13 protein-coding genes are annotated in these 24,971 nt (G+C 59.2%); 10 read left to right on the top strand and 3 right to left on the bottom strand.

Going from position 1 to position 24,971, the window contains the following annotated elements; all coding sequences use genetic code 11:
• Positions 1-147: 147 nt before the first annotated feature.
• From ACZ48V_RS12960 to ACZ48V_RS12930, 7 genes are all read left to right on the top strand, one after another.
• Positions 148-3,159 carry a TonB-dependent receptor domain-containing protein gene (locus tag ACZ48V_RS12960; protein WP_464539772.1) on the top strand — a complete coding sequence of 1,004 codons (3,012 nt, stop codon included), beginning with the start codon at positions 148-150 and terminating at the stop codon, positions 3,157-3,159.
• A gap of 95 nt (positions 3,160-3,254) precedes the next feature.
• A complete protein-coding gene (locus ACZ48V_RS12955; protein WP_464539770.1) occupies positions 3,255-4,586 on the top strand; it encodes a RagB/SusD family nutrient uptake outer membrane protein in 1,332 nt (443 codons plus the stop codon).
• 880 nt (positions 4,587-5,466) lie between these two features.
• Positions 5,467-8,334, top strand: a complete 2,868-nt coding sequence (locus ACZ48V_RS12950) for a carboxypeptidase-like regulatory domain-containing protein (RefSeq protein ID WP_464539768.1) — start codon at positions 5,467-5,469, stop codon at positions 8,332-8,334.
• 114 nt (positions 8,335-8,448) lie between these two features.
• On the top strand, positions 8,449-9,897 hold the full coding sequence (locus ACZ48V_RS12945; protein ID WP_464539767.1) for a RagB/SusD family nutrient uptake outer membrane protein: 1,449 nt from the start codon (positions 8,449-8,451) through the stop codon (positions 9,895-9,897).
• Between the two features lie 692 nt (positions 9,898-10,589).
• Complete coding sequence (locus tag ACZ48V_RS12940) at positions 10,590-12,701, top strand: GWxTD domain-containing protein (protein ID WP_464539765.1); 2,112 nt, start codon at positions 10,590-10,592, stop codon at positions 12,699-12,701.
• Positions 12,702-12,886: 185 nt separating this feature from the next.
• Entirely contained in the window at positions 12,887-14,041 is a 1,155-nt protein-coding gene (locus tag ACZ48V_RS12935) for an efflux RND transporter periplasmic adaptor subunit (protein WP_464539763.1), read from the top strand.
• A 17-nt stretch (positions 14,042-14,058) separates the two neighbouring features.
• On the top strand, positions 14,059-17,337 hold the full coding sequence (locus tag ACZ48V_RS12930) for an efflux RND transporter permease subunit (protein ID WP_464539761.1): 3,279 nt from the start codon (positions 14,059-14,061) through the stop codon (positions 17,335-17,337).
• 52 nt (positions 17,338-17,389) lie between these two features.
• Here ACZ48V_RS12930 and ACZ48V_RS12925 read toward each other — a convergent pair whose 3' ends face one another.
• The gene (locus ACZ48V_RS12925) at positions 17,390-17,848 is read right to left on the bottom strand and encodes a CCDC90 family protein (RefSeq protein ID WP_464539759.1); all 459 of its coding nucleotides are present in this window, start codon (positions 17,846-17,848) and stop codon (positions 17,390-17,392) included.
• 205 nt (positions 17,849-18,053) lie between these two features.
• On the opposite strand from ACZ48V_RS12925, the gene ACZ48V_RS12920 reads away from it, so the two are divergent.
• From ACZ48V_RS12920 to ACZ48V_RS12910, 3 genes are all read left to right on the top strand, one after another.
• A complete protein-coding gene (locus ACZ48V_RS12920) occupies positions 18,054-18,947 on the top strand; it encodes a class II glutamine amidotransferase (protein ID WP_464539758.1) in 894 nt (297 codons plus the stop codon).
• An 82-nt stretch (positions 18,948-19,029) separates the two neighbouring features.
• Entirely contained in the window at positions 19,030-19,788 is a 759-nt protein-coding gene (locus ACZ48V_RS12915; RefSeq protein ID WP_464539756.1) for a flavodoxin family protein, read from the top strand.
• A gap of 336 nt (positions 19,789-20,124) precedes the next feature.
• The gene (locus ACZ48V_RS12910) at positions 20,125-22,629 is read left to right on the top strand and encodes a cation:proton antiporter domain-containing protein (RefSeq protein ID WP_464539754.1); all 2,505 of its coding nucleotides are present in this window, start codon (positions 20,125-20,127) and stop codon (positions 22,627-22,629) included.
• 58 nt (positions 22,630-22,687) lie between these two features.
• Here the strand turns inward: ACZ48V_RS12910 and ACZ48V_RS12905 are convergent, their stop codons facing one another.
• On the bottom strand, positions 22,688-23,788 hold the full coding sequence (locus ACZ48V_RS12905; RefSeq protein ID WP_464539752.1) for a homoserine dehydrogenase family protein: 1,101 nt from the start codon (positions 23,786-23,788) through the stop codon (positions 22,688-22,690).
• A gap of 31 nt (positions 23,789-23,819) precedes the next feature.
• The gene (metX, locus tag ACZ48V_RS12900) at positions 23,820-24,887 is read right to left on the bottom strand and encodes a homoserine O-acetyltransferase MetX (RefSeq protein ID WP_464539750.1); all 1,068 of its coding nucleotides are present in this window, start codon (positions 24,885-24,887) and stop codon (positions 23,820-23,822) included.
• Positions 24,888-24,971: the final 84 nt, after the last annotated feature.

Raw genomic sequence — 24,971 nt, 5'->3', positions numbered from 1 at the left:
AACAAGGAGCATATATGTACGCTCAGTTGTCGCGCCGACTCCCTTCCAGCATCAATGCCTGTCTACGACAGATATGTAGATAGGCGGTCGCCGGCTTCCCTCGGTCAGCTTTCGCGCGCTTCTCTCCGGCTAGCCAACTGTTAACAGATGGCTATTGCCTCAGTGCGCTTTAGTGCCAAAGAGCAGTACCCCATCGAGGTGAACACACGGGCACCTATGTCTGACACAGCGTCGTTCGTCGCCCATTCCTATGGAATACAATCCCGACCCATGCACAAGTTTTTATCTCAGTTTATAACCGGAGTCTTGGTGCTTTTTATGGCACCCGGACTCGTAGTAGCCCAGAGCGGCACGGTGGCTGGAACAGTCACTGATGCTGAGACGGGCGAGCCCTTGCCGGGCGCAAACGTTGTAATTGCCGGCACTGAAATCGGAACCCCAACCGATGTTGACGGAACGTTTCGATTACAGAATGTACCCGCAGGCGACCAGATCGTCCGTGCTACCTTTGTCGGATACTTCCAGAATGAGCAAGATGTCACCGTAGAAGAAGGAACCGTCACGGAGATCGATTTCCAGATGGATCCCGACCTGGCCGACCTTGGCGAGGTCGTTGTAACCGGTCTGGGTATACAGCGTGATCGAGGACAGGCGCAGGTATCGGTGGGTCGCATCGACGCCGATGACCTCTCTGACCGGGCCAGCTTCCAGGACGTTTCGCAGCTCATCGGAGGCAATGTGGCCGGTGTAAACGTGCAGTCTGCTTCTGGAAATATCGGTGGAGGCATCCGATTCAACGTACGCGGAGGTGGCGGACTGGGTGGCGATGGCCAGCCTGCTATCTACATTGATGGCGTGCGCATCGACAACTCAGAAGTCGCCGGATTTGGCGGCGGTGGGCAGGGGATCTCGACCCTTGCCGACTTGAACCCCAATGACATTGAGTCGATCGATGTGGTGCGCGGACCTGCTGGAGCGGCCATCTATGGCACCGAAGGAGCCAACGGCGTTGTGCTCATCACGACCAAAAGCGGCTCGTTCTCTGCTGAACCCACGTTTGATCTGCAGTACAGGGGAACGTTTGGCTTTAACGAGCAGGGGGATCAGACCTTTGATCCTGATGTTTTCGACGACGGTGAGATCAACCGTGGCGACCTGGCCAATGACCTGTTTCGCCGTGGTGGAATCCAGCAGCATCAGGTGAGCATCTCAGGCGGAACCGAGTCGGTGCGCTACTACGCTTCCGTTGATAATCGCCAAGAAGACGGCGCGCTGCCAAATAACTCGGGCGACCGTACCAATCTGCGCGCCAACTTTGAGGCTTTCCCTGTCGACGAACTCAGTGTACGGGCCAGCGCAGGATATACGGCTAACGTGCTGAATCGTCCTGAGAATGACAACAGCATTCAGGGATCCGTTGGCGAGACGCTTCTTGGCCCGACGCCCTACTTCCTCACCGACAGCCTGGCTATCTTCAACATTGAAGATGTGCAGCGTGTGAACCGCTTTGTTGGGTCGGTGCGAGCTGAGTACACACCCATTGAAAACCTCACATTCACAGGGTCGGCCGGATACGATGCCTCTACACGACGCCAGGACCGCACGCGTCCTGTTGGGTTCAGCTATCCGGGCATTGGTACCACCGGCGAACGCAACTTCTTCAATCGCAACAATGAGCAGCTAAATGCTGATCTGCAGGCGCAGTACAGCTACGAGCCGATTTCAGGGGTTGCAGCTACCAGCCTCATCGGAGGACAGTTTACGCAGCAGACCCTGCGCACCTCGTTTGGAACCGCTCAGGAGTTTGCGACCGATGTGATCACAAATATCGGCGCCGGAGATGACTTCACAACGCTGGATGAGAACTTCCTCAATGAGCGAACGGGAGGCATCTTCGCGCAACAGGAGCTCGTCTTCGGAGATACGTACTTCCTTACGGGGCAGCTGCGTCGCGACGTGGCTACCGCCCTTGGTGAAGGCGTAACAAACGTGTGGTATCCAAGTGCAAGCGCTGCAGTGCGTCTGGATCGGTTTGACGCTATCCCAGAAGTCTTCACGCTCCTGCGTCCACGTGTGGCATACGGAGCCACCGGGAACCTGCCAGGCATTGTAGATGGGGAGGCACTGCGTTATAACGCAAGAGCCTCTGGGTTTGGAGCCGGAGCGACAATCGGTTCTGTTGGAAACCCGCAGCTCGTTCCCGAGCGCGTCCAGGAAGTTGAGGCAGGCATTGATGCTGACCTCTTAGACCAGTACTCCATTGAGGCGACGTACTACTACAGCTTCGCTAACAACTCGATTATCGACCAGCCGCTGGCGCCGTCTACCGGATTCGGAGCAGGAACGCTTCCGAGTAACGTAGGAGGCATCGAAACGCAAGGCATAGAACTGGGCGTTGGGCTTACCCCACTCCTTCGGGAAAACGCACGCCTGGATCTGAACCTGACCTATGCCTACCAGACAAGTGAAGTTACCGACACGGGCGAAGTCGAAAATATCTTCGACGGGTTCGACGTAAATGTCATCCGCGAAGGCCTTCCCCGCAGCGCGTTCTTCATTGAGGAAGTAATCGGGGCGCAGTTTGATGACCAGGGCGTATACATTGGCCCAGAAGCAACTGCGGAGCGTCAGGTGCTCGGTCAGCCTATTCCTGAACACACAGGAGGCCTGCGGTTCAACCTTACGCTCTTCCAGAACCTCTCGGTCTCGGGACTCGCTGAGGTTGCGCTTGGACATCAAGTGTACAACAACACGCTGCGCTTTGCTGCCTTCGATGGCACAAATGCAGAGCGTAACCGCCTGGTTGGAGACCTTGGGGAATTGACTCCGGGTACCGATGAATACCGGACGACAGCTGAAGCGCTTGCGCGTACGAACCCCAACTTCCAGGGCAACTTCATTGAAGACGCTGATTATCTCAAAATGCGCGAGCTGAGCGTCAACTATGACTTCAGTAGCCTCATTCAGGAGGCGAATGTCGCCGGGGTCAGCACGCTGCGTCTGGGCGTGTCTGCTCGTAATCTGTTCACCGTTACCGGATACAGTGGAGCCGACCCCGAAGTAAACTTCGCCGGATCGCGCTCGCTGAGCCGTGGACAGGACTTCCTCACACTCCCCACGCCACGGCAGTTCACGGTAAACGTGACAGTCGGGTTTTAAACGAGGTCTGCGACTGCTGCTACAGGCCGCCTGAAAAGGCGGCCCGGCAGCTTCCTCCATTAGCCATGTGTTACCCATAGTCTTACAGTAGATCCATGAGAACACTCTTATATACTACCGCTGTAGCCTTGCTGTTAGCATTTACAGCATGCGATACGCTGGTAGAAGACGTCGACGACCCCATTAACACGGCATCGGATGAGGCCCTGAACAGTGCTGATCAGGTCGATTTCTTGATCAGCGGCGTAGAAGGACGCTTTGCGTCTACCCACGACCGTACCGGACTCCTCACCAGTATCCTGTCAGACCAGTTCATATTTGGCGGATCCGGAGCTACGTTTCCGACCTATCGCCAGCTCGACGAAGCAGACATCAACCTGGATAACAACTCGGTTGATGGAAGCCTCGTGCAGCTTGGTGAATATCGCTTCCTTGCTGACGAACTGCTCCGCCGAGCCGAAGCGATCGATGGCCTGTCTCCTGCTGAAGGGGGGTGGCCAGAAGGAGAGGCCGATCCGGCCCGCGCACGCATGCTCTTCAATGCCCACTTTCATGGCGCCCTCGCGCGGTATTTCTGGGCTGCGTTCTATGGACGCGATGCACAGGAGGGGGGAGGCGTAATTAGCGAACTCGATTCGCCGGAAGATACACAACGAGGTGAGTTCGTGCCATCAGACGAGCTATACCAGCGAGCTACCAACCGCCTCGAAGAAGAGGCCCTGCCGCGCGCAGCCAGCTTTCTGGGAGAAGGCACAGGCTATGATAGCCGGGTCATACATACCATCTTAGCGCGCATCGCGCTCTTCCAGGGAGACCTTGATGCAGCACGTTCATACGCGGAGAGTGGACTGGCTGAAGGCGATGCGCCCTTCCAGGCGCAGTATCTCGACCGGACAGGTGGCGGCGCTAACTTCTGGTTTGACGCCGGAGGACCCGGCCGCGTGCAGACGCTTGCTGCCCCACGATTCTTTAGCGAAGAGGACTACCTCAACGAAGACCTTGAGGCAGCAGAGGCAAACCGCATCCCCGTGGTGCCAAACTTTGATGGAAGTGGAAACCTGCTGGGGCATCGTCAGGGGCTCTACAATGAGCGTGGTGCCTCAATCGATTTCGCTACATGGCAGGAAAATGAGCTAATCCTGGCCGAGATCGAGCTGCGTCAGGGTAACGGTGACCCACTGGCACGTATCAACGCTGTACGCGCCAGCCATGGGCTTGACGATCTCGCAGAGGCTACACTTGATGTGCTGTTTACGGAGCGCGACAAAGAGCTCTTTACGCTCGGCTATCGCCTGGTTGACCAGCGTCGCATCACCGAGCAGGGGATCGATGTAGATGAAGACCTGCACGGCTGGCACCGCGATGCGGACGCATGGTGGTACCTCCCCATCACGCTCGCAGAACGCAACGACAATCCTAACTTTTAGGCGTCGGTGAGCAATCCATACCGTGCTGTATGAACGAAGGCCTCCTGATAGATCAGGGGGCCTTCTGTGTTTGTATCAATCACAATTGGCCATCATTGACGGGTAGCAGTCCAGAGCAAGCTCCAGGAAGATATCCTTGTAGGGGGGATAAACAGGCGCTAAGAGCCTGTTTGGGTTTTGGTTTGCAGGCGAGAGCGAGCGCCGCTGAGGCGAAAATTGGACCCCGATGGCGGTTCGTAGCCGGGGCTACGGGCCGACATCGGGGGCAATTTGCACCAGGGGCATGCCCTTCGGCCCCAGCCCAGCGCCGCCGCTCGGAGCCCAAATTAAGAAATCAAAACAGGTTCTAAGCCCTCCGAAAAGCATTTGGGCGGTGAAAACCAGGACTGGCAGTACAGTAGACGTGGAAAGAAGACTCCATGAACGCCGTGTTATCTAAGCATTGCCTTTGCATCTGTGTACACTAATGCGTTCTTTAAGAGTCCGGACAAGTGAAACACGTAGTAAATTGCATATGCAAACTGTTTCATCTGCCGGAGCGTCATGTGCGTTGCGATTTGCGAGATGCTGCACGTACGACGTACCACCTGTCCCCCAATGCTGCGTATTCATTACGTGCGTTGCTTGAACACTTGTAACCATAAAACTCTACAGGCGCTCTTATGCCAGATTGATCTGGCTATGTGAGGGGACGCAAAAGGGTGTTCAAAAGCTTCGAGACTATGCAGTGTGAGGTCGATACCAGATCTGAGGCAGTGCATATCTTAAGTGCATATCCAAGCGTCCGTAGAGTCTTGCGTCTCGCGTGTCAAGCAACAGGTGCTTACTGCACCCCGCGCTTTACCCATCGTTTTTTCGGTCAGACAGAGGACATTACATCATGAGTAAATTAGCTACAAGGCTCTTGTGCGGGCTTGCGGTGCTGCTTTTAGCACCCGGGCTTGTCTTTGCACAAGACGGAACGATCACCGGTACGGTGATAGATGGCGAAACCGGGGAGCCGCTCCCGGGCGCGACTGTACAGATCCCCGAAACAGGTGATGGTGCCGCAACTGACGCTGATGGCGGATACACGCTCAGCGTTGCTGCAGGTACGTACACGTTGTCGGCTACGTTCGTAGGGTACAGCCCCGTAGAGCGAGATGTCGAAGTTGTGGCTGGAGAAACTGTCACTGTAGACATCACGCTCGAAGTTGCTCCTGAGCAGCTCGGTGAAGTTGTCGTACAGGGGCTTGGCCTCGGCCAAGACCGTGGACGCTCTCGCGTATCTATTGGGCGCGTTGACGCGTCCGACATTGCCGAGCGTGCCAGCTTCGACAATGTGTCGCAACTCATCTCCGGAAACGTTGCCGGCGTGAGCGCGCAGGCTTCTTCCGGTAACATCGGTGGCGGCATTCGCTTCAACGTACGCGGCGGCGGTGGCCTCGGTGGCGACGGACAGCCGGCCATCTACATTGATGGCACGCGCGTCGACAACAATGAGATCGTTGGCTTTGGCGCTGGTGGGCAGGGCGTTTCGCCGCTTGCCGACCTGAACCCGGCCGATATCGAGAACATCGATATCATCCGTGGGCCAGCCGGTGCAGCCATCTACGGTACAGATGGATCCAACGGTGTTGTGCTGATCACAACGAAAGGAGGATCGTTCTCCGCCGATCCGACACTCAACGTTGAGTATCGCGGAACCGCAGGCTGGAGTGAGCAAGAAAACGAGTACTCCTCCCGCAACCATGTCACGGCCGACGATGCCAACGCGCTCTTCGGAACCGGGTCGCTCCAGGAGCACCAGGTTGCCGTGTCGGGTGGTGCTGATTTCGCCCGCTTCTATGCGTCGGTCAACCACCGCATGGAAGAAGGCACGATCGCCAACAACGAAGGTGAGCGTACCAACCTGCGCGCCAACTTTGAAGCCTTCCCAACCGATGACTTCTCGCTTCGCGCAAGCGCTGGATACACAATCAACGAACTGCAGCGCCCTGACAACGACAACAACGTGCAGGGATGGCTCGGCAACACGCTGCTGCTTCCGGTCCCCTACCTCTTTACGGACAGCCTCGCGATTGCCAACCTCCAAGACGTTCAGAAAATCAATCGCTTCAACGGCTCGCTCCGTGCAAGCTGGGAGCCGATTGAGAATCTGAATCTGCAGGCGACAGGTGGATTCGATACCTCGACGCGCCGCCAAGACCGTACGCGTCCGCCCGGATTTGCTTACGCAGGCATTGGCACAGATGGTGAACGCAACATATTCACCCGTCAGAATGATAACTTTAACTTCGACGCCCAGGCGAGCTACGCCTATGGTATCACAGACGGACTGCAGGCTACGACACTCCTTGGTGGCCAGTATACGGACGTCACGCGTCGTACTTCATTCAGCACTACCCGTGGATTCGGTAACCAGTTGATTACCGACATCGGGTCTGGCGATGAGCTCTTTAACATTGGTGAAGGGCTGACGAACACGCGTACCAGTGGTATCTTCCTGCAGCAAGAGCTCGTGTTTAACGACACATATACCGTCACCGGTATGCTGCGCCGTGACGTAGCTACGGCACTTGGCGAAGATGTATCCGATGTCTACTACCCAAGTGTTACCGGTTCGGTAACGCTGTCGAACTTTGACTGGACGCCGGACTTCTTCACGTTCCTCTCGGCACGTGCAGCCTACGGAGAAACCGGTCAGCTGCCGGGTGTGCTTGACGCGCAGTCGCTTCGTTTCTCAGCCACTGTTGCTGACTTTGGTGCAGGTGCATCAATCTCATCGGTTGGTAACCCTGAGATCGTTCCTGAGCGGATTCAGGAGCTTGAGCTCGGCATCGACGCCGATATTTCGGATCGCTACTCCTTCGAAGGTACCTACTGGTACAACTGGGCCGGCGACTCCATTATCGATGCCCCGCTTGCATCCTCAACCGGATTTGGCTTTCAGTCACTTCCCGCTAACGTCGGAAGCATCGAGAGCCAGGGAGTAGAGGTTACGCTTGGTGCCACGCCGCTCCTGTCGGAAACGGCTCGCGTCGACCTGACCTTTACCTACGGATACCAGTGGTCGGAAGTGCAGGATCTGGGTCCAGATCGGGATGAGATCTTTGGTGGGTTCAACCGCAACGTGCTCCGCCCCGGATCGCCCCGTCAGGCTTTCTTCCTCGTACCGGTTACCGGTGCACTGTTTGACGCCAATGGCGAATTTGCCGGTCCCGAGACGGGATCCCGCGAAGTCGTTGGGCAGCCGATTCCTGAGCACACAGGCGGATTCCGCGTCAACGCAACGCTCTTCAGCAACCTGAGCGTGAGCGCCTTTGCTGAGTACGCCCTGGGTCACCAGGTACTCAACAACACCGCTGGGTTTGGTGCCGGTACCGGAGGATACCCTATCCGCAACGAGCTGCAGGCCCAGCTTGGCGAACTAACGCCGGGCACCGCCGAATACATCGACGTTGCGAACCGGTTGGCCCAGACAAACTCCAACTTCGACTCCAACTTCGTCGAAGATGCAGATTGGCTCAAGCTGCGCGAAGTATCGGTCCGGTACAACTTCAGCGATCTGATTCAGCGTAGTGGATCTGCGCCGATTCAGAACCTGACCGTTGGACTGGCGGCACGGAATCTGTTCACAATCACCGAATACTCCGGTCCCGACCCTGAAGTGAACTTCACTGGGGGCCGTGGTCTGATTCGCGGACAGGATTTCCTGACGCTTCCGAACTCGCGTCAATTCCAGGTTAATGTTACGCTTGGATTCTAAACGCTTCACTCGTGAAGCCCTGTTGAGATGGGCGTTGTCCGGTGCCGCACCCGATGTGCGGCACCGGCACCCATCCCACACCCAAGCACTCTTACGTACCCAACCTATTTGGATATGAAACGCATACGACTACTTACCCTTTTCATAGCGCTGTTTGCGTTCGTAAGCTTAACCGCTTGCGACTCGATCGTGGATGATACCATCGATCCGATTTCCAGCGCTGGCGACGAAGCCCTGAATGATCCAGATGAGGTAGACTTCCTTATCAATGGTATTCGGGCACGTAGCAACAACGTGCAAGACAATCTGAGCGTACAGACCAGCCTGATTTCCGACCAGTTCATTTTTGGCGGAGCAAACGGTGGAGGGGCAACCTTTCCAACGTTCCGCGACCTGATGCGCGGGCTGCCTGCAGACACCAACCCGCTGAATAATAACTCGGTGGATGGTACGCAGAACCACCTCGGACAGTACCGCTTCCTCGCAGATAACCTGTTATCTCGGGCAGAGAACCTTGGCGCCGAGGCCTTCGGAGGAACAGATGACCCACGCTGGCAGGCTGCGCAGTTCGCTGGTAACTTCCACGGAGGCATTGCCCGCTACTACTGGGCAGCCTACTTCGGTGAGACCCAGCGTAGCGGCGGCGGTGTGATCTCTGAGATTGATAGTCCAGCCGATGAAGAACGCTCAGAGTTCATTCCTTCAGCACAGATGTACGATCTGGCTGTAGAGAAGCTCGATAATGCGCTTCCTTTTGCTTCAGAATACGAAGCAAAGGTCATTAACTCGGTGAAAGCCCGTATTGCTCTCTTCCAAGACGATGTGAGCGCTGCAGAATCTTTTGCTGAGAATGGTCTGGAACCCGGTGACGCGCCGTTCCAGAATCAGTACGTTGACCGTTCCGGAAACCAGTCCAACACATGGGACACACAGGGAGGTATTGGACGTGCACAAACCGTTCCCGCACCACGCTTCTTCTATAACGATGAGTACCTCGGTGGAGATTTCGATGCGGCTGAATCTGCACGTATCCCGTTGATCGACCCCGACGCTGTTGGAATTCCAGCCGACTTCGGTGAGGTAACCGAAGCTGGGCTTCTAAATCGCGAAGCAGTACACCCGATTCGCTTCGACCTGGGGCTGGCCGTCGGTGATACGCCGCTGCTCCCCCTACAAGGGCGCTACCCCGATGCAGGTGCGGACATCAATTTCATCACCTGGCAGGAAAACCACCTGATGCTGGCCGAAGCTGCTGAACGCAGCGGAGATAGCGCGGGCGCTCTTGGACTGGTGAACGAAGTCCGTGACTCATACGGAGTTGATACAATCGATTCCGCTGACTACGATGGGCTCAATACCATCTTCGTGGAACGTGACAAGGTCACCTTCACGACGGGCATCCGCCTGGTTGATCAGCGCCGTGCCACGGAGTTTGGCCTCGACGCAGAAGGGCTGGACCTCGACCTGCACGGCTGGCACCTCGACGAAACCGTCTGGTGGTACCTGCCGATCACGCTGGCTGAGCGCCTTAACAACCCGAACCTCCCGAATGAGCTTCCCTGATGCGCGTAGCACATAGATAGCTACCGCACGAACTCCCGTTCGTGAGTGCATAACTGCACGGAGCAAGCCCTCTGCCCTGAAAAGCAGAGGGCTTGCTCTATTTATGTATGCTCATTATGTATACTCATTATGTACACTCACTGGGTATCCTCGTGTGGGTGGACTTCCTTGTGCACTGAAAAAAGAAAACAGACTCGTCCACTTTGCAAAGAAACGGATAACAGAACGGTTGTGTTATATTCAAACAAAAGGTAGAGCGGTTCAATGGTAAGTAATTGTCGTGTAGCTGACACAATCGGATCCGGCTCAACCCCCTCTGTCTATCGAGCTTTGCCGCAGGCGTGATCCTGTGGACATCCCCCCTTGGACAAGGGAGAGAAACCCGACACGAGCCCGCAAGGCGACTGATGGAGCGAAGCGGAATAAGGGAGAAGGGGTTCGAACAAGACAAACCTGCAGTGTCTGATAGCTTTATCACTTAGCGTCTACCCACTACCAAACAAGAGCTGCTTAAGCAAATGCCCCCCAAATGCCTCAATAACGCTGGAGGGGTGGACGAGCACACGCGGGTGATTTATCTGAAGCAGGCCGCGCGATACGTTATGGATATGATGCAACACACAGACAACTTGGATATCCTTTTTCAGAAGTATGTGCACATGGCGGCACATGTCCTATGTGTCTTGGCTCTGGTGAGTGCTGTAGGACTATCCATCGTTCCATATCAGAGCTCGGGGCAGACCACGGATGCGCTGTCTGGGCTCCGTATAGACGGCACTATAGCAGCAACGGGTATCGACGCCGTACACGATGGGCGCTACGAGCAAGGGGCCCGGCTGCTGGCATCGGTCTTTGAAGAAGACCGACGCTTTACTACAGATCAAGGTGCCGTGGGGTACTGGCTGGGGCATGCACTCTACGAGATGGGAGCCGATCGGGGAGCACTGCGCGTGTGGCACCAGACGATCACTGCGCTGAGTACCGAAGATCCAGAGTGGATTGCCCCGGCGGATGCGCTCATCCGCACCACGTTTGCAACCCGTACCCACACCTACTACGAAGTCGCAACGCAGACATACCTTACCCTGCTTGAACAGGCAGAAAAGAGCGAACAGCTGGAAGGGGGCGTAAGAGAAAAGATACTTCAGCATGTGCTGGAAGCAGCATTCATCCTGCCTGCTCAGATCAAACAGCGCATCGGAATCGACCCCGCCACAGCCCCGAAAGAGACCACCGATCTGACATTGGACACAGAGGCAGGGCAGATCCTGACCGCCTGGTGGCGCACGCAAGACGCCCGTGTGGCAAGTCCTTCCAACGAGCGGCTGATGGAGCATTTAACCCGGGTAGCCCACGCACGCGACGCGTACATGACCGATGGGTATGTTGATGCGCGCGGACGGGTCTACATCCGGCTGGGTCCCCCGCCGATCACGCTCGACGTTACCTTTGCTGACAACCCAGATATTCAGCGCGAGATCATCCGGTTCTCAAATACGATCTCCTCGTTCGATTTCTCGCCGGGGCTCTACTGGGAGTACGACAACATCGGCACGGAAGCCCACTTCCTGTTCGTTGAGGCACGGGAGGATGTGTACGAGCCGGCCACCGTGCTCGATATGATACCCCGCCAGATACGAAGCAACTTTACAGGACAGAACAGGCGGGCTCGTCAGAACACCTATTCGTTTCTGCGGAGCATGGAGGTCGCGCTCCGGCAGCTCTCCGTCTACAACCCGCGTTACATGGAGCGCTATGCCGAAGTTGAAAATTATATCGCATATCTCCAGACAGGTGGAGGTATCAACTTTGAGACGCCTGCCGAGCAGGCAGTACGCGTAAACCAGCAAAGCACAAGAGAAGACCACCGGCTCCAGCGCGTGCGCCGAGAATCGGTCGGAGCCAGTCGCTCACGTATCGAAGAGGAACAGGTGCCGATAGAGGTTGAAAAGCGCTGGGCACGCTTCCTGGATGAGGACGGCCACACACGCACCGAAATGTACTGGAGCGCGCCAGCCGATGACCTTGACCCGGTCGACGTAATCGATACCTCGGTATTAGACGTTGACGCGTCTATGCTGCCTGCACATTCGCGGATCGTAACCAGCATGCGCGTTGAGGATCGTGACCATCGTGCCGGGCTACGAGTGCAGCGAAGCGTTGAGGTGACCTCGGCGAGTGAGACCATCGATGGCTGGATCATCCCGCAGACCATCGCCACACAGTCGACCACCGATCCGTTTCATGTGGGTATGCAGTGGGACCAACGCCTGGGCGCTACATCTGAAGAGGCGGGCGACTTCCTGCTACGACAGGCAACGGCCCGCGTAGATACGCTGCGTAGCTTGCATGCGGGTGCAGATAGGCTAGAGATGAGTGACATCAAGCCCGTGTGGGCAAATGCTGATTCGCTTGTGGCCGGCACCGCATATAGCGACCTGACACCCTACGCACGTCGGCAGGTCAGCACGACAACACCGATAGGACTCTATTTCGAGATCTACCATCTGCAGGCTGATGCCGACGGACAAGCACGCTATACCGTTGATCTTGAAGTAGACCGTGCACAGCCGCGTAGAGGGGTGGCCCGGTGGCTGCGAAGCGACGAATCGCTCCAAACAACCACGACCACGACAAACGAAACCGACCGTACGCGGGTCGATGAGCTGTTTCTGATTGACATTAGCGCATGGGAAAACATCGCGGCGCGCGAAGAAGTCACCATCACCGTGCGTGTAACCGACGAAGTGCGGGGCGACACGCGCGAGCGTTCCCTCAGGCTCGATCTGGAAGAGGCTCAGTAGTTAGCGTCGGAGTATCCGGTGCTTTGCAGGAGGCTACGCATTCACCTGTACCGGTGAGCAGGGACTCACAACATGGCGACGGTTTTCTGGAAACGAGAGCGCTGATGCAGGCATTGTGCACGGTACCTACGATACCTGTGTTGCAAATAGTGCAAAAGACCTTTTCCTAAACCGAATACTGCGTGATGATACGTCTCTTGCATCCGCGCACGTGGCTGCTGCTTGTTGGGATAAGTCTTCTCCTTCTGGGAAGCGTGCTCGGTTGCTCCGATGCCGGGTCCTCGGAGTCAGGTGAGGAGCACGCGGACACTCAAGAAGAGCCGTCGCTGGCTGTGGCAGCGGTAGACGTGCGCCCGTGCACGCTCACGCAGCGCATCTCAGCGTCGAACCCGGTTGAGGCCATTCGCACCGTCCGCCCGGCCTCGCCCACCACGGGCACAGTCCGCCGGGTGCACGTCACCGAAGGCGACCGGGTGCGGGCGGGCGACCTGCTCGCCGAATTAGATGTGCGTGAGCAGCAGGCCGAACTGCAGCGGGCCCAGGCGCGCCTGAGCCGCGAACAGGCGGCCTACGAGCGCGTCCGCCAGCTGCGCGATCGCGATTTTAGCAGCCAGCAGGAATACGAGTCGCAGAAAGCAGAACGCGACGTTGCGGCCAGCGAGGTTGATCTCTGGGAAACCCGGGTCGAGATGGGGCAGATTCGTGCCACTACCGACGCGGTCGTAACGGCGCGCCACACCGAACCGGGCGAGGCAGTTTCTTCGAACGACGCGCTCTTTGCACTGGCTGATGTTTCAACGCTGGTTGTGCGCGTCGGCGTTTCGGAGCGCCATATTCCGCGCATGGAGGCCGGGCAGCCGGTGGAATTGCGGCTCGACGCCTATCCCGACGATGTCTTTGGGGGAACGGTGCGCCGCATCTTCCCGCATGCCGACAATGACCGCCGCGTACGCGTAGAGATCGCGCTCGATGACGACGCCCGCGAGCGGGCCCGTCCGGGCTTCCTGGCGCGTCTTCAGCTAACGGTAGACGAGCGCGCCGGTGTGCATGCCGTACCCTCCGAGGCCCTGCTCGGCTCCGGAAGCGACCCGGCTGTGTTTGTGATTGCCAACGACACGCTGGAGCGCCGCTCCGTGACCCGAGGCGTCGACCGGGGCGGCTGGACGGAGATCCGAGAGGGGCTCCGCGATGGAGAGCGGGTTGTGGCGTCTAACCCGGCTACCCTGCAGCCCGGCACGCGCGTCCGTATCAGCACCCTGATCGCGCATCCCTCTGACCCCGACGACGTGCCCGGTGCTGTAGACCGCGATGCAACCGCCTCGACTGCTGCCGACGAATAACGCAATCGATTGCTGCTATGGATTCTGATGCTTCGAGCAACGGCACACCGAGCAACGAGACACCGCCTGAGGCCAACGGGCATGTCGACGCGGGAAAGCGCGGCGGGGTCTCTTCGTGGGCCATCCGGCGGCCCATCGGTACCATCTCGCTCGCGGCGGTCGTGGTCGTGCTAGGGTTCTTCTCCTTGGACCGCCTGCCTATCAACCTGCTGCCCGATATCGTCTATCCGCAGATTCGGGTGACGGTTAACTATCCGGGTACCGCGCCCGAGGTTATGGAGCAGCAGATTACGCGGGTGCTGGAGCGCAATCTGGCAGCTACCGAGAACCTGTCGGATCTCACCAGCCGGGCCTCGGAGGGCCGCACGAACGTCAACCTGTTCTTTGAGCTCGGTACCGACCTCGACGTGGCCCTGCAAGACGCCTCGCGCAACCTGGAGCGTGCCCGCACACAGATGCCGCCCGATATCAATCCGCCGCGTATCTACAAGCAAGACCCGACCGATGAGCCGGTCTACGAGGCCGGGTTTAGCTCCGACACGCGTACGCCCCTGCAGGTGCGCGACTGGCTGGACAACGAGCTGGCCCCGCAGATCCTGAGCGTGTCGGGCGTGGGCGCTGCCGAGGTGGCGGGCGGACTCGTGCGCGAGATGCAGGTGCTTCTCGATCAGGAGCGCATGGCCTACTACGGCTTCACCGTGTCGCATGTGACCGATGCCATCGCCGCCGAAAACACCGAGCTCGCGGCCGGGCAGGTGACCTCGAAGACCTTCGACGTCATGGCGAAGACCGACGGTCGCTTTGAGTCAGCCGAAGACATTGCTGCGATCCTGCTCACTATTCCGGGGACATCCGACCGTATCCCCCTGAGCGAGATTGCCGAGGTCGAAGACACCCACCAGGAGCAGCGCCTCTTCGTTCGCCTCAACGGCACGCCCGCCACACGGCTCTCCGTTATGAAACTGCCGGATGCGAACACGGCGGCAGTGGTCGAGGAGGTACGCAGCGAACTGGAGCGCCTCGAACAGAGCGGGTTCATCCCCGACGACACCCAGTTTGAGGCGACGACCGATCAGGCATTCTTTGTGCGCAGCTCGCTGAACGCCGTGAGCTCGGCTGCCCTGCTCGGGGGGGTGCTCGCGATGCTCGTTGTGCTGCTCTTCCTGGGCAGCCTGCGAAAGAGCTTCGTGATCGGCCTCTCCATTCCCATCGCCATCCTCGCTACCTTTGTCATGATGGGCGTTGGAGGGCTTACGCTCAACGTGATGAGCCTGGGTGGGCTGGCCCTCGGCGTGGGACTCCTGCTCGACAACTCCATCGTCATGCTCGAAAACATCTCGCGGCACCGCGAGGAGCTCAAGAAGGGGGATACGGACGCTGCGCACGAGGGGGCACGCGAGGTTGCATCGGCGGTTGTTGCTTCTACCATGACTAACCTGGCAGCTGTGGTGCCGTTTCTGCTCATCACCGGACTCACCGCGCTGATCTTTGAGGAGCTCGTCCTCACGATCTCGTTTGCCATTGTCGCTTCGCTGGGAGCAGCGCTTACGCTGGTGCCGATGGGCGCGGCGCTGCTGGCCTCGGTGCGGTTCGAGAGCGGACTTGACAAGTCGGCCTTCTACCAGGGATTTAACCGGTGGATACGGCACCTGACCGGCCAGTACAAATCGTTATTGCGTGGGGTGCTACGGTATCGCTGGTTGGCGGTGGGCGCCGGTGTAGCGCTGCTGGCTGGAACGTACGTGTTGACCGGGGAGCTGGGCAACGAGTTCCTTCCGCCAGTGGATGATGGAAGCGTAGGCGCGTACGTGCGCCTGCCGCCGGGTACGACGCCCGAGGTGCTGAACGAGGCCTCGCGCGAGGTCGAGTCGGTGCTCGAAGAGATGCCTCATGTTGAAAACATGTTTGCACTTATCGGCGGGCACCTCTCGGGGGGAGTCATCTCTGAGCGCCCCGGCACGGCGCGATGGACCATCCAGCTGACGCCCGCTTCTGAGCGCGACATGCCAGCGACCGAGTGGGTGCGGCAGGCCGAAGAGCGCCTGAGCCGGCTCAACCTGCCGGGGGGACGCGCCTCAGCCTCGCCGCCAAGCCTGCCGGGGATTCGCACCTCCATGGCTGGCGCCGACGTATCGGTTGCTGTCGTAGGCGACGACCCAGCACAGCTCGACGAAATCGGACGCGACATCATGGATCGCGCTGCCAACATTGAGGGCCTCACCAACTTTGAGCTGGCACGCGACGATCGGAGTCCGCTACTCTCTGCACAGGTTGATCGTGAGCGAGCTGCTTCGCTTGGCCTGAACGTGTCGGAAGTCGGAGAGGCACTGCGCACGGCGGTAGACGGCACGGTACCCACACGCTTCAGTACCGGGTCGGCCGAGTATGACATCCGCGTTAAGCTGCCGCGCAGCCACAGCACCACGCCCGACGAGCTCGGCAATCTGCTCATCTTTCGGGAAGACGCCTCGCCAGTGCCGCTCAGCGAAGTTGCCTCGTTCACCCTGGGCGAAGGGCCGGCCCACATCACCCGTGAAAATCAGGCGCGCGTGTCGCGCGTCAACGGCGATGTAAACCGCGGGGTAACCGATGTGCGCACCGTAAATGAGGAGCTGCGAGAGAACCTATCCGACCTGGAGCTGCCCGAAGGGTATAGCCTGATCTTTGGTGGGGAAGAGGAAGCCATCGAGGAAACGAACCGCACGCTCATGCTGGTTACGCTGCTGGCGCTCTTTCTCGTGTTTGTCGTGATGGCCGTGCAGTACGAGCGGGTCGCGAATCCGCTTGTGATCCTCACGGCGGTGCCCCTCGCGCTGATTGGTGTAGGAGGCATGCTCTACCTTACGAGCACCCCGTTTAGTGCCCCAGTCCTGCTCGGAGTCATCTTGCTGGTTGGTATTGTCGTGAACAACGCGATCCTGCTCGTCGAGTATATCGAGATCGGACGCAGCGAGCAGTCGCTGGATATGGTAGAAGCCGTGGTCGAAGCAGGCGGTGTTCGCTTCCGCCCGATCCTGATGACGACGCTCACAACGGTCTGCGGGATGCTGCCCCTGGCGATCGGAATCGGGGCCGGCGCCGAGCTGATGCAGCCCCTGGCGCTCGCCGTGGTGGGCGGGCTGCTGGTCGCAATGGCGCTCACGCTCTTTATCGTTCCGTGCCTCTACTGCATCATCATCGGATGGGCCGAGCGGATACAGACCTGGCTGGTTGGAACCCCGGCACCGGCAGCCGGCGACGGGCGCTCTACCGGACCGGTACCTACGCCCGCTGCTCCCGAAGAAGAAAAGACATGAGGCAGATGCGTTGAAGCAGGCGATGCGGGACTTGTGCCTAGCTGCACGGCGCTTACAGCACATACTCAAACAACGTAAGCAGCACAGCGATGAATCCGGCAACGGCGAACATCCACTGCAAGGTCTGGCGGCGCATCCTCTCCATCTCAAGACGCAGTTCCCCGATCTTTGTATCGAGATGCCCTTCGGATGCCTGGATCTTCGCTTCGAGCCGTTCTTCGGATGCCTGGATCTTCGCTTCCAGCTCTTCCCGCAGCGTGTCAATTTGATTGGCCAGGCGATGCTCAGCGGAGACAATACGGTCGGTATTTGCTTCTATCTTGGCAAGAAGCCGCTCCTCAACCGCTTCCATCTGGAGCGAGAGCTCACGCCGTGCGGCCTCGATGTCACTGGCCGTGGCACCACGCTCCTCGGATTGAGCGATGAGCTCCACGATGCCTTCCGCTTGCCGCTCATCCAGGCCGTACTCTTCAACCAGACGGCGTTTCGATTTAAGGGTGTCGATCGGCATAGTGCAGAGGGGGGATGTTGAGCATCACATCATTACAAACGCTCGTTTCCGCACAGAGGTTCACCTCAGCCCTTGCGTCCGGTTTGCGTGCCGAAAGCCCTTCTGAAGGGAGCCTGCGATTCCTAATAAGGGCGACCTGTAACGATAGATAGCGCCCTTACACGCATGATTCCGCATGCTTGCCTCTCATCGTTCCTGCTGTATTATGTGCCGACTGTACGGGCTGCACGCTTCGCATCCGACCGCCGCTACGTGCGAGCTCCTGGATGCGCAGAACGCGCTCATCGACCAGAACCAACAAGATGCGCGCGGACTCGCTAATCCACATGGATGGGGGATGGCCCAGGTGCACAACGGTACGGCTGCGTGCTGCCGGCAGGTTGGGCCTGCATCGGAAAGCGCAGATTATCGGAGCGAGGCGCTTTCCCTACGGGGCACAACGCTGATGGCCCATGTGCGTCGGGCTACGGTCGGAACGCCTGCCCCAGAAAATACGCATCCGTTCCGGCATGGCGATACGCTGCTGATCCACAACGGACATATCCCTGCGTTTGACCGGGTGCGTCCGCGGCTGAGAGAGCGGCTGAGCGCAGATCGCCGTGCTGCCATTCAGGGCGGTACCGACAGCGAACATGTGCTGGCGTTGCTTCTACATTTGCGCAACGAAGCGCCCGAGGCTTCGTCCATTGAGGTCACGCGCCGGGCTGTGCTGCACGTGCAGCGGTGGTGTCGTGAAGTCGAGGCTTCTGTATGCGCAGGCGTGTCGGAGCGGTCGTTTGCCGACCTGGAGTCGCTGCCCGACGATGTACTGCATGGCACGCTCGCACTCAACCTTCTCTGGAACGACGGCTCCGTCTTGGCCGGATCTCGCCTCAACCGCACGCTCTGGCGTGTGGGGCGCGACGCACCGCACTGGTGTCCCATATGCAACACCACACACACCAGCGCGGCCCCGCACGGGTATCGTGCCACTGTGCTCGCGTCCGAGCGTATCACCGACGAAGACTGGCGAGCTGTGCCTAACGGGGTGGTCTTTCAGTCCGTCATGCACGGGGATGCAACCGGTCGATTTCGCTACGAACCTCTGCGTCTGGCATGAAACGCCTCTGGGTAGTACCCTCCTGCGTTGCCCAGCACCGCCTCGAATCCCCTTTACATACACACAGCACACCTACCACGCTATGACACTTAACAAAACCCAGCAGGCTCTCTGCAACGATAGTCCATTCGACTACAGCGCACTGCAGGCACTCTTTCTAAACTGCACGCTCAAACCTTCTCCAGCGTCCTCGCACACGCGGCGCCTGATCGATGTGTCGGCGGCGATCATGCGCGAAAACGACGTGGCGGTGGATATCGTGCGTCCGGTTAACCTTGACCTGGCGCCGGGGGTCTACAAAGACATGAAGGAGCACGGTGCGGCGGTCGATGACTGGCCTGCGCTCTACGCAAAGGTGCAAGCGGCAGACATTCTGGTGCTGGGGTCGCCAATCTGGCTGGGCGAAAAGTCATCGGTCTGCCAGCAGGTGATTGAGCGGCTCTATGCCACCTCGGCTGAGCTCAACAGCCGGGGCCAGTATGCCTACTACGACCGTGTGGGTGGATGTCTCATCACAGGCAACGAGGATGGCATCAAGCACTGTTCGATGGGCATTCTGTACGCGCTTCAGCATCTGGGATACGTGATTCCACCACAGGCCGATGCCGGGTGGATCGGTGAAGCCGGGCCCGGACTCAGCTACGGGGATGCGCGTGACGACGGCACGCGCGCTGGCGAGGACAACGACTTCACGCAGCGAAACACCACGTTCATGACGTGGAATCTGATGCACATGGCCCACATGATCAAGGAAGCCGGTGGCATTCCGGCTCACGGCAATCAGCGCTCGGAGTGGGAAGCCGGGTGCCGATTCGACCCCCCCAACCCCGAACACCGGTAGCTGCATACGTGTGCGTTTCGTGCGAGTGCAGAATACCTCTTTTCTACATTCCGCTTCTCTGAGGGAGATTTCATGAGCGCGGCCTATGGGATCTTACGCCCTGAGAAGCGAAGGTAGGATGGACGGGGAAACGCTCGCTCCCCCTGACCCTTCATGGGGTACATCACTGGTTGTGCGCTGTAGACCGCCCGCCAGAGCAAGCGCATGTATAACAGAGATGATGTTCAGATCTTCACCAAAGCGTCGTGTCGAGCGTTCTGTCATAGTCGAAGACAGTCCCTATTATAACACGCGTCATAAAACGTGCGTCTTGGCCACACCTACAGTCTGCCGACTATGTTTAGCCTGCCAATCACCGATCCGGTTCTTGTTTTTGCTACGGTGATGCTCATCGTGCTCCTGGCTCCGATTCTGTTTCGGCGGCTGGGGTTGCCCGGTATTGTGGGGCTCATCGTCGCAGGGGCAGTCGTCGGGCCCAACGCGATCGGTCTGCTGGAGCGGGGAGACACGTTCGAACTGCTGGGTACGGTTGGCCTGCTCTACCTGATGTTCACGGCGGGGCTGTCGATGGACCTGAACCAGTTTGCGCAGCAGAAGTCGCGTAGCTTCGTGTTCGGGCTTATCTCATTTCTGATGCCACAGCTGCTGGCGCTGGGCATTGGTATGGGATTGCTCGGATGGGACATTATGACGGCCCTGCTGGTGGGAGCAGTTGTGGGCTCGCATACGCTTCTGGCGTATCCCATCGCGGAGCGGCTGGGTATTACGAAGAACCCGGCCGTGACCATGACAATGGGAGGGACCATGGTGACCGATCTTGTGTCGCTTCTCATACTTGCTATTGTCTCGGCTCTGGTTTCGGGCGAGAGTGGCGTGCTGTTCTGGATCCAGTTTGCAACGCTGGTGGTGGCATACGGACTCGTGATCTTCTTCGTGCTTCCACGCATAGGACGATGGTTCTTCCAGGGCTCTGATCGCCAGGCCGACATGGAGTTCATCTTTCTGCTGGCAATCGTATTCGTTGCGGCCTACGCTGCCGAACTGGTCTACCTCGCGCCCATTATTGGGGCGTTCATGACGGGTATTGCTCTCAACCGTCTGGTGCCTGAGCGCAGCGCGCTCATGCTGCGTATCAAGTTTGTGGGGGATGCGCTGTTTATCCCCTTCTTCCTGATCTCGGTCGGCATGCTGGTGGATGCGGCGGTGCTCGTGCAGGGATTCGACGTGTGGATTATGGCCATTGTGCTCACTTTTATGGTGTGGGCAGGTAAGTTTATCGCTGCACAGGGCGTGCAATGGATCTACGGCTACTCGAGCACGGAGCGCTGGGTGATCTTCGGACTGTCAACACCGCAGGCCGCTGCAACGCTGGCCGTTACGCTTATCGGGTTTGAGATCGGGCTCTTTGATGAGGCACTGGTCAATGCAGTCATTCTGCTCATCGTTGCGACCAGTGTGCTCGGGCCATCCCTCGTCGAGAAGTACGGGCGCGAGCTCGCTCTACAGGCAGAACGTGAAGCCTATTCCCCGTCGGAGGTGCTACAGCGCATCATGGTCCCGCTGTCGAATCCGGAGTCGGCCGATGATCTGATGGACGTGGCCGTTCTGCTGCGCTCGGGGACCTCCGATGAGCCCATCTATCCGACCACTGTGGTGCGAGATGGGCCCAATGTAGAGGAGGGGGTAGCCCGGGGCGAGTCGATTCTGAGCAAGGCCGTCATCCAGGCAGCCGCTGCTGAAGTGCCGGTTGTACCGAGTACACGAGTCGACTATAACGTGGTCGACGGCATGGTGCGGGCCATCAAAGAGGAGCGAATCTCCACGGTCGTTATCGGATGGCAGGGCACAAGCTCGGCACGTGAGTACATCTTTGGAAGCATTCTCGACCAGCTGCTGGAGCGCACCCGTCAGATGGTTATTGTGAGCCGCTTCAAGCAGCCGATGAACACCCATACGCGCATGGTGCTGGCCGTGCCGCCCTACGCCGACCGCGAATCTGGCTTTGGGGATGCCATGCGCGCCCTCAAGGTGCTCTGTAATCAGGCCGGACTCGAACTGGTGGTGGTCGCTGCCGAAGCGTCAATGCGCCCGCTCGCAAAACGTATCGATGCGACCAAACCCTCACTTCCCTGGTCATCGGTCGCAATCGACCGCTGGGCGCAACTGGTCGCGAAACTGGATGAGACTGTAGAACCGGAAGACCTGCTGGTGCTTATGAATGAACGCGAGGGGTCGATTGCCTGGCGGCCTGGACTCGACCGGCTGCCGGGGCTCATCGCGCAGCGATTCGAAGAGCATACGTTTCTGACAGCCTACATGTCTGAAGAAGCCTTCCGGCCCGGACAGTCCGGGCGTCTCGAACGGGTTGATCCGGCTGTGCTTGCAGAGGCCGTGCGCCCCGAGTGCGTTGTTATGGGCGTACAGCAAGAAACGACGTCCGACGTGCTGCGTCACATCATGCGCTGCGCGCTGGGCGATCGGCCCGACACTATTGAGGCGGTTATTCCCAAGCTGATCGACGCGGATGGCTACGCGCCCGAGCTGCGCCCCGGCGTGGTGCTGTATGCGGCGCACACGCGCCACGTCGAGACGACCTCGCTGCTGGTGGGCATCAGCGCAGACGGCGTATCGCCGAAGCAGACCAGCCAGCCGGCCCACATTGTGCTGGTGCTGCTCGTGCCACGCTCGGTGCCGACCGATGCGTACCTGCAGCGCCTGGCTGCAGCAGCAGAGCTCATTCAGACCGAGGAGATCGTTGAGGCGCTACGCACCGCTGAAACGTCTAAAGGTGCCCGCAAGCTGCTGCTGGAGCATACTCGGACCGTGCCAGTGGAGGGCTAACACGTGTCTTGCAATGCGTGCTGCAGGTTCTTAACACACAGCGAGTTTACCTGTGAGCCTATCGTGCGTGCTGCACGGCGAGCACATCGGCAAGCACGCCGCCAGCAGTCACATTGGGGCCCGCGCCAGGTCCTTGTACGGTGAGGGGCGATTCGTTGTAGCGGGCCGTGGTTATGCTGAACAGGTTATCCTGGCCCTTCAGACGCCCAAAGTCGGTATCCGAAGGCACTGCCTCTACCCCGACGCGGATGCCCGAACCGGGAGCCCATTCGCCAATGTACTGCAGCACTGCGTCACGAGCGGCCGCCTCTTCGACCCGATCCTGCCACTGGGCGTTCACCGTGCCGAGGCGTCTGCGAAAAGCGAGATGCGGAAGATCGCGAAGGCTGTCGGGCACGAGCGACTCCACCTCCACGGCATCACGCTCAATCGATGCCCCCGCCGCACGCGCCAGAATCAGAAACTTGCGGGCCACGTCTTCGCCGGAAAGGTCGTCGCGCACATCCGGTTCGGCGTAGCCCTTTCGAATCGCCGTCTCTACCGCCTCGCTGAAAGAATCGCCCCTGCGCATCCGGCTGAACACAAACGTGAGGGTGCCCGACACCACACCGCGAATGGTCTGGATACGATCGCCGGTGGCGTGCAGATCGCGTACCGTGCGCACCACGGGCAGTCCGGCACCGACGGTGGTCTCATAGCGATACTGCACGTTCTGCTGCGCGGCGGTTGTATGCAGCCGGTCGAATACGTGCTGGGAGCGGGTGTTAGCGAGCTTGCTTGGTGTGACGACGTGGATGCCCGCCTCCAGCAACGTAGCGTAGTGGTCGGCCACATCCGGGTGGCCGGTGGCGTCTACAAAGGCAAGCGGACGCGGGGCATGCTTGATGAGGCGCTCCAGCACGGCGGGCCAGTGCAGCGTGCTGCCGTGTTCAAGATGATGGGCTACGGCGCTCGGTGTAGGATGCGGGGGCGTCCAGGCGGCGTGGGTAGAGGTGCAGGCGCCGATCAGGCGTGGACGCTCCGCATCCTCCTGTAACTCGCTGAGCTGGTAGAGCAACGCGGTGCCTACCGATCCTACGCCCGCCAGGTAAAGGGAGAGCGGGGCGGTGGTGCGTTTGGCGGTCTGTTTTGGATGCAGGGCGGTGCGTGATATTGGCATAGAGAGACGTAAATAACGATGCGAGCAAAAATTAGTGAGCCGCAGCAGGGGAGGCATGTGCGTTCCGCCACTGGGTAATCATTGCGTTCAGATCCTCCAGTTCAATGAGGAACGCGTCGTGTCCATGGGGAGACGATAGCACCTGTAGGTCGGCGTTTGGCAGATGCGTGGCCAGCTCCTCCTGTTCGGTAAGTGGATACAGCACATCCGAGTCGATGCCGATGACCAGAGCGGGCTGCTTGATGCGGGTCAGCACATCGGGGTAGGAGCCGCGCCCGCGCGACACGTCGTGCGCATCCATCTGCTGAGTGAGGTGCACGTAGCAGCTGGGATCAAAGCGTTTCACAAGCTTCTCGCCCTGGTAGCGCAGATAGCTCTCCACAGCAAAGGGCGGGGTGGATGCCCCATTTTTGGACTGACGTGTGCGCCCAAATCGCTCCTGAAACGAGGCATGCGAGCGATACGACACCATCGCCATGGCGCGTGCTGCCGCGAGTCCGTTACGCGGTGGATCGTTCAGGGCATATGCGCCGTCGTTCCACTTCGGGTCCGCATAGATAGCCTGGCGCTGGGCCTCGCTCCACCCGATCTGCCAGGGCGTGTGGCGACCGCCCACGGCGATGGGCACGATGCGTTCTACCAGCGGATCGCCTGCGTCAGTGCGCTCGAAGGTCCACTCCAGCACATGCATGCCGCCCATCGACCCGCCGATGGCGCAGCGCACGCGACGTACGCCCAGGTGGTTGAGCAGGTGACGGTGCAAGGCAACAGTGTCGCGCGGAGTGAAAGCGGGAACGTCGGCACCGTACGGGTCGTCGGTTTCAGGGGGAGACGTAACAGGAGACACCGAGCCGTAGGGGGAGCCGGGCACGTTCGCACAGAGGATAAAGTCGCGCTCCGGGTCGAGGGCCCGTCCGGTGCCCAACAGGGCCCCCCACCAGTCGTCGACATTTGTATCTCCCGTGAGCGCGTGGCAGACGATCACGGCATTGGTACCCGAGGCATTGAGGTCCCCCCAGGTCCGGTAGGCGATGGGCACATCATGGAGTGTGGTGCCCGCTTCGGTGGTAAAGGCCGGGTGGATGTACGTAGAAGGCATGGCACTGGCTGGATTAGAACCACCCACGGCAGCGGAGCGCCCCTCGAAGAGACCACTCCGCTGCGTGCGTGAGGTAAAGAGGGC

This window comes from Longimonas haloalkaliphila, from assembly GCF_055379825.1.
The sequence above is the reverse complement of the archived record's forward strand: the minus strand, read 5'-3'. Positions and strand labels throughout refer to the sequence as shown.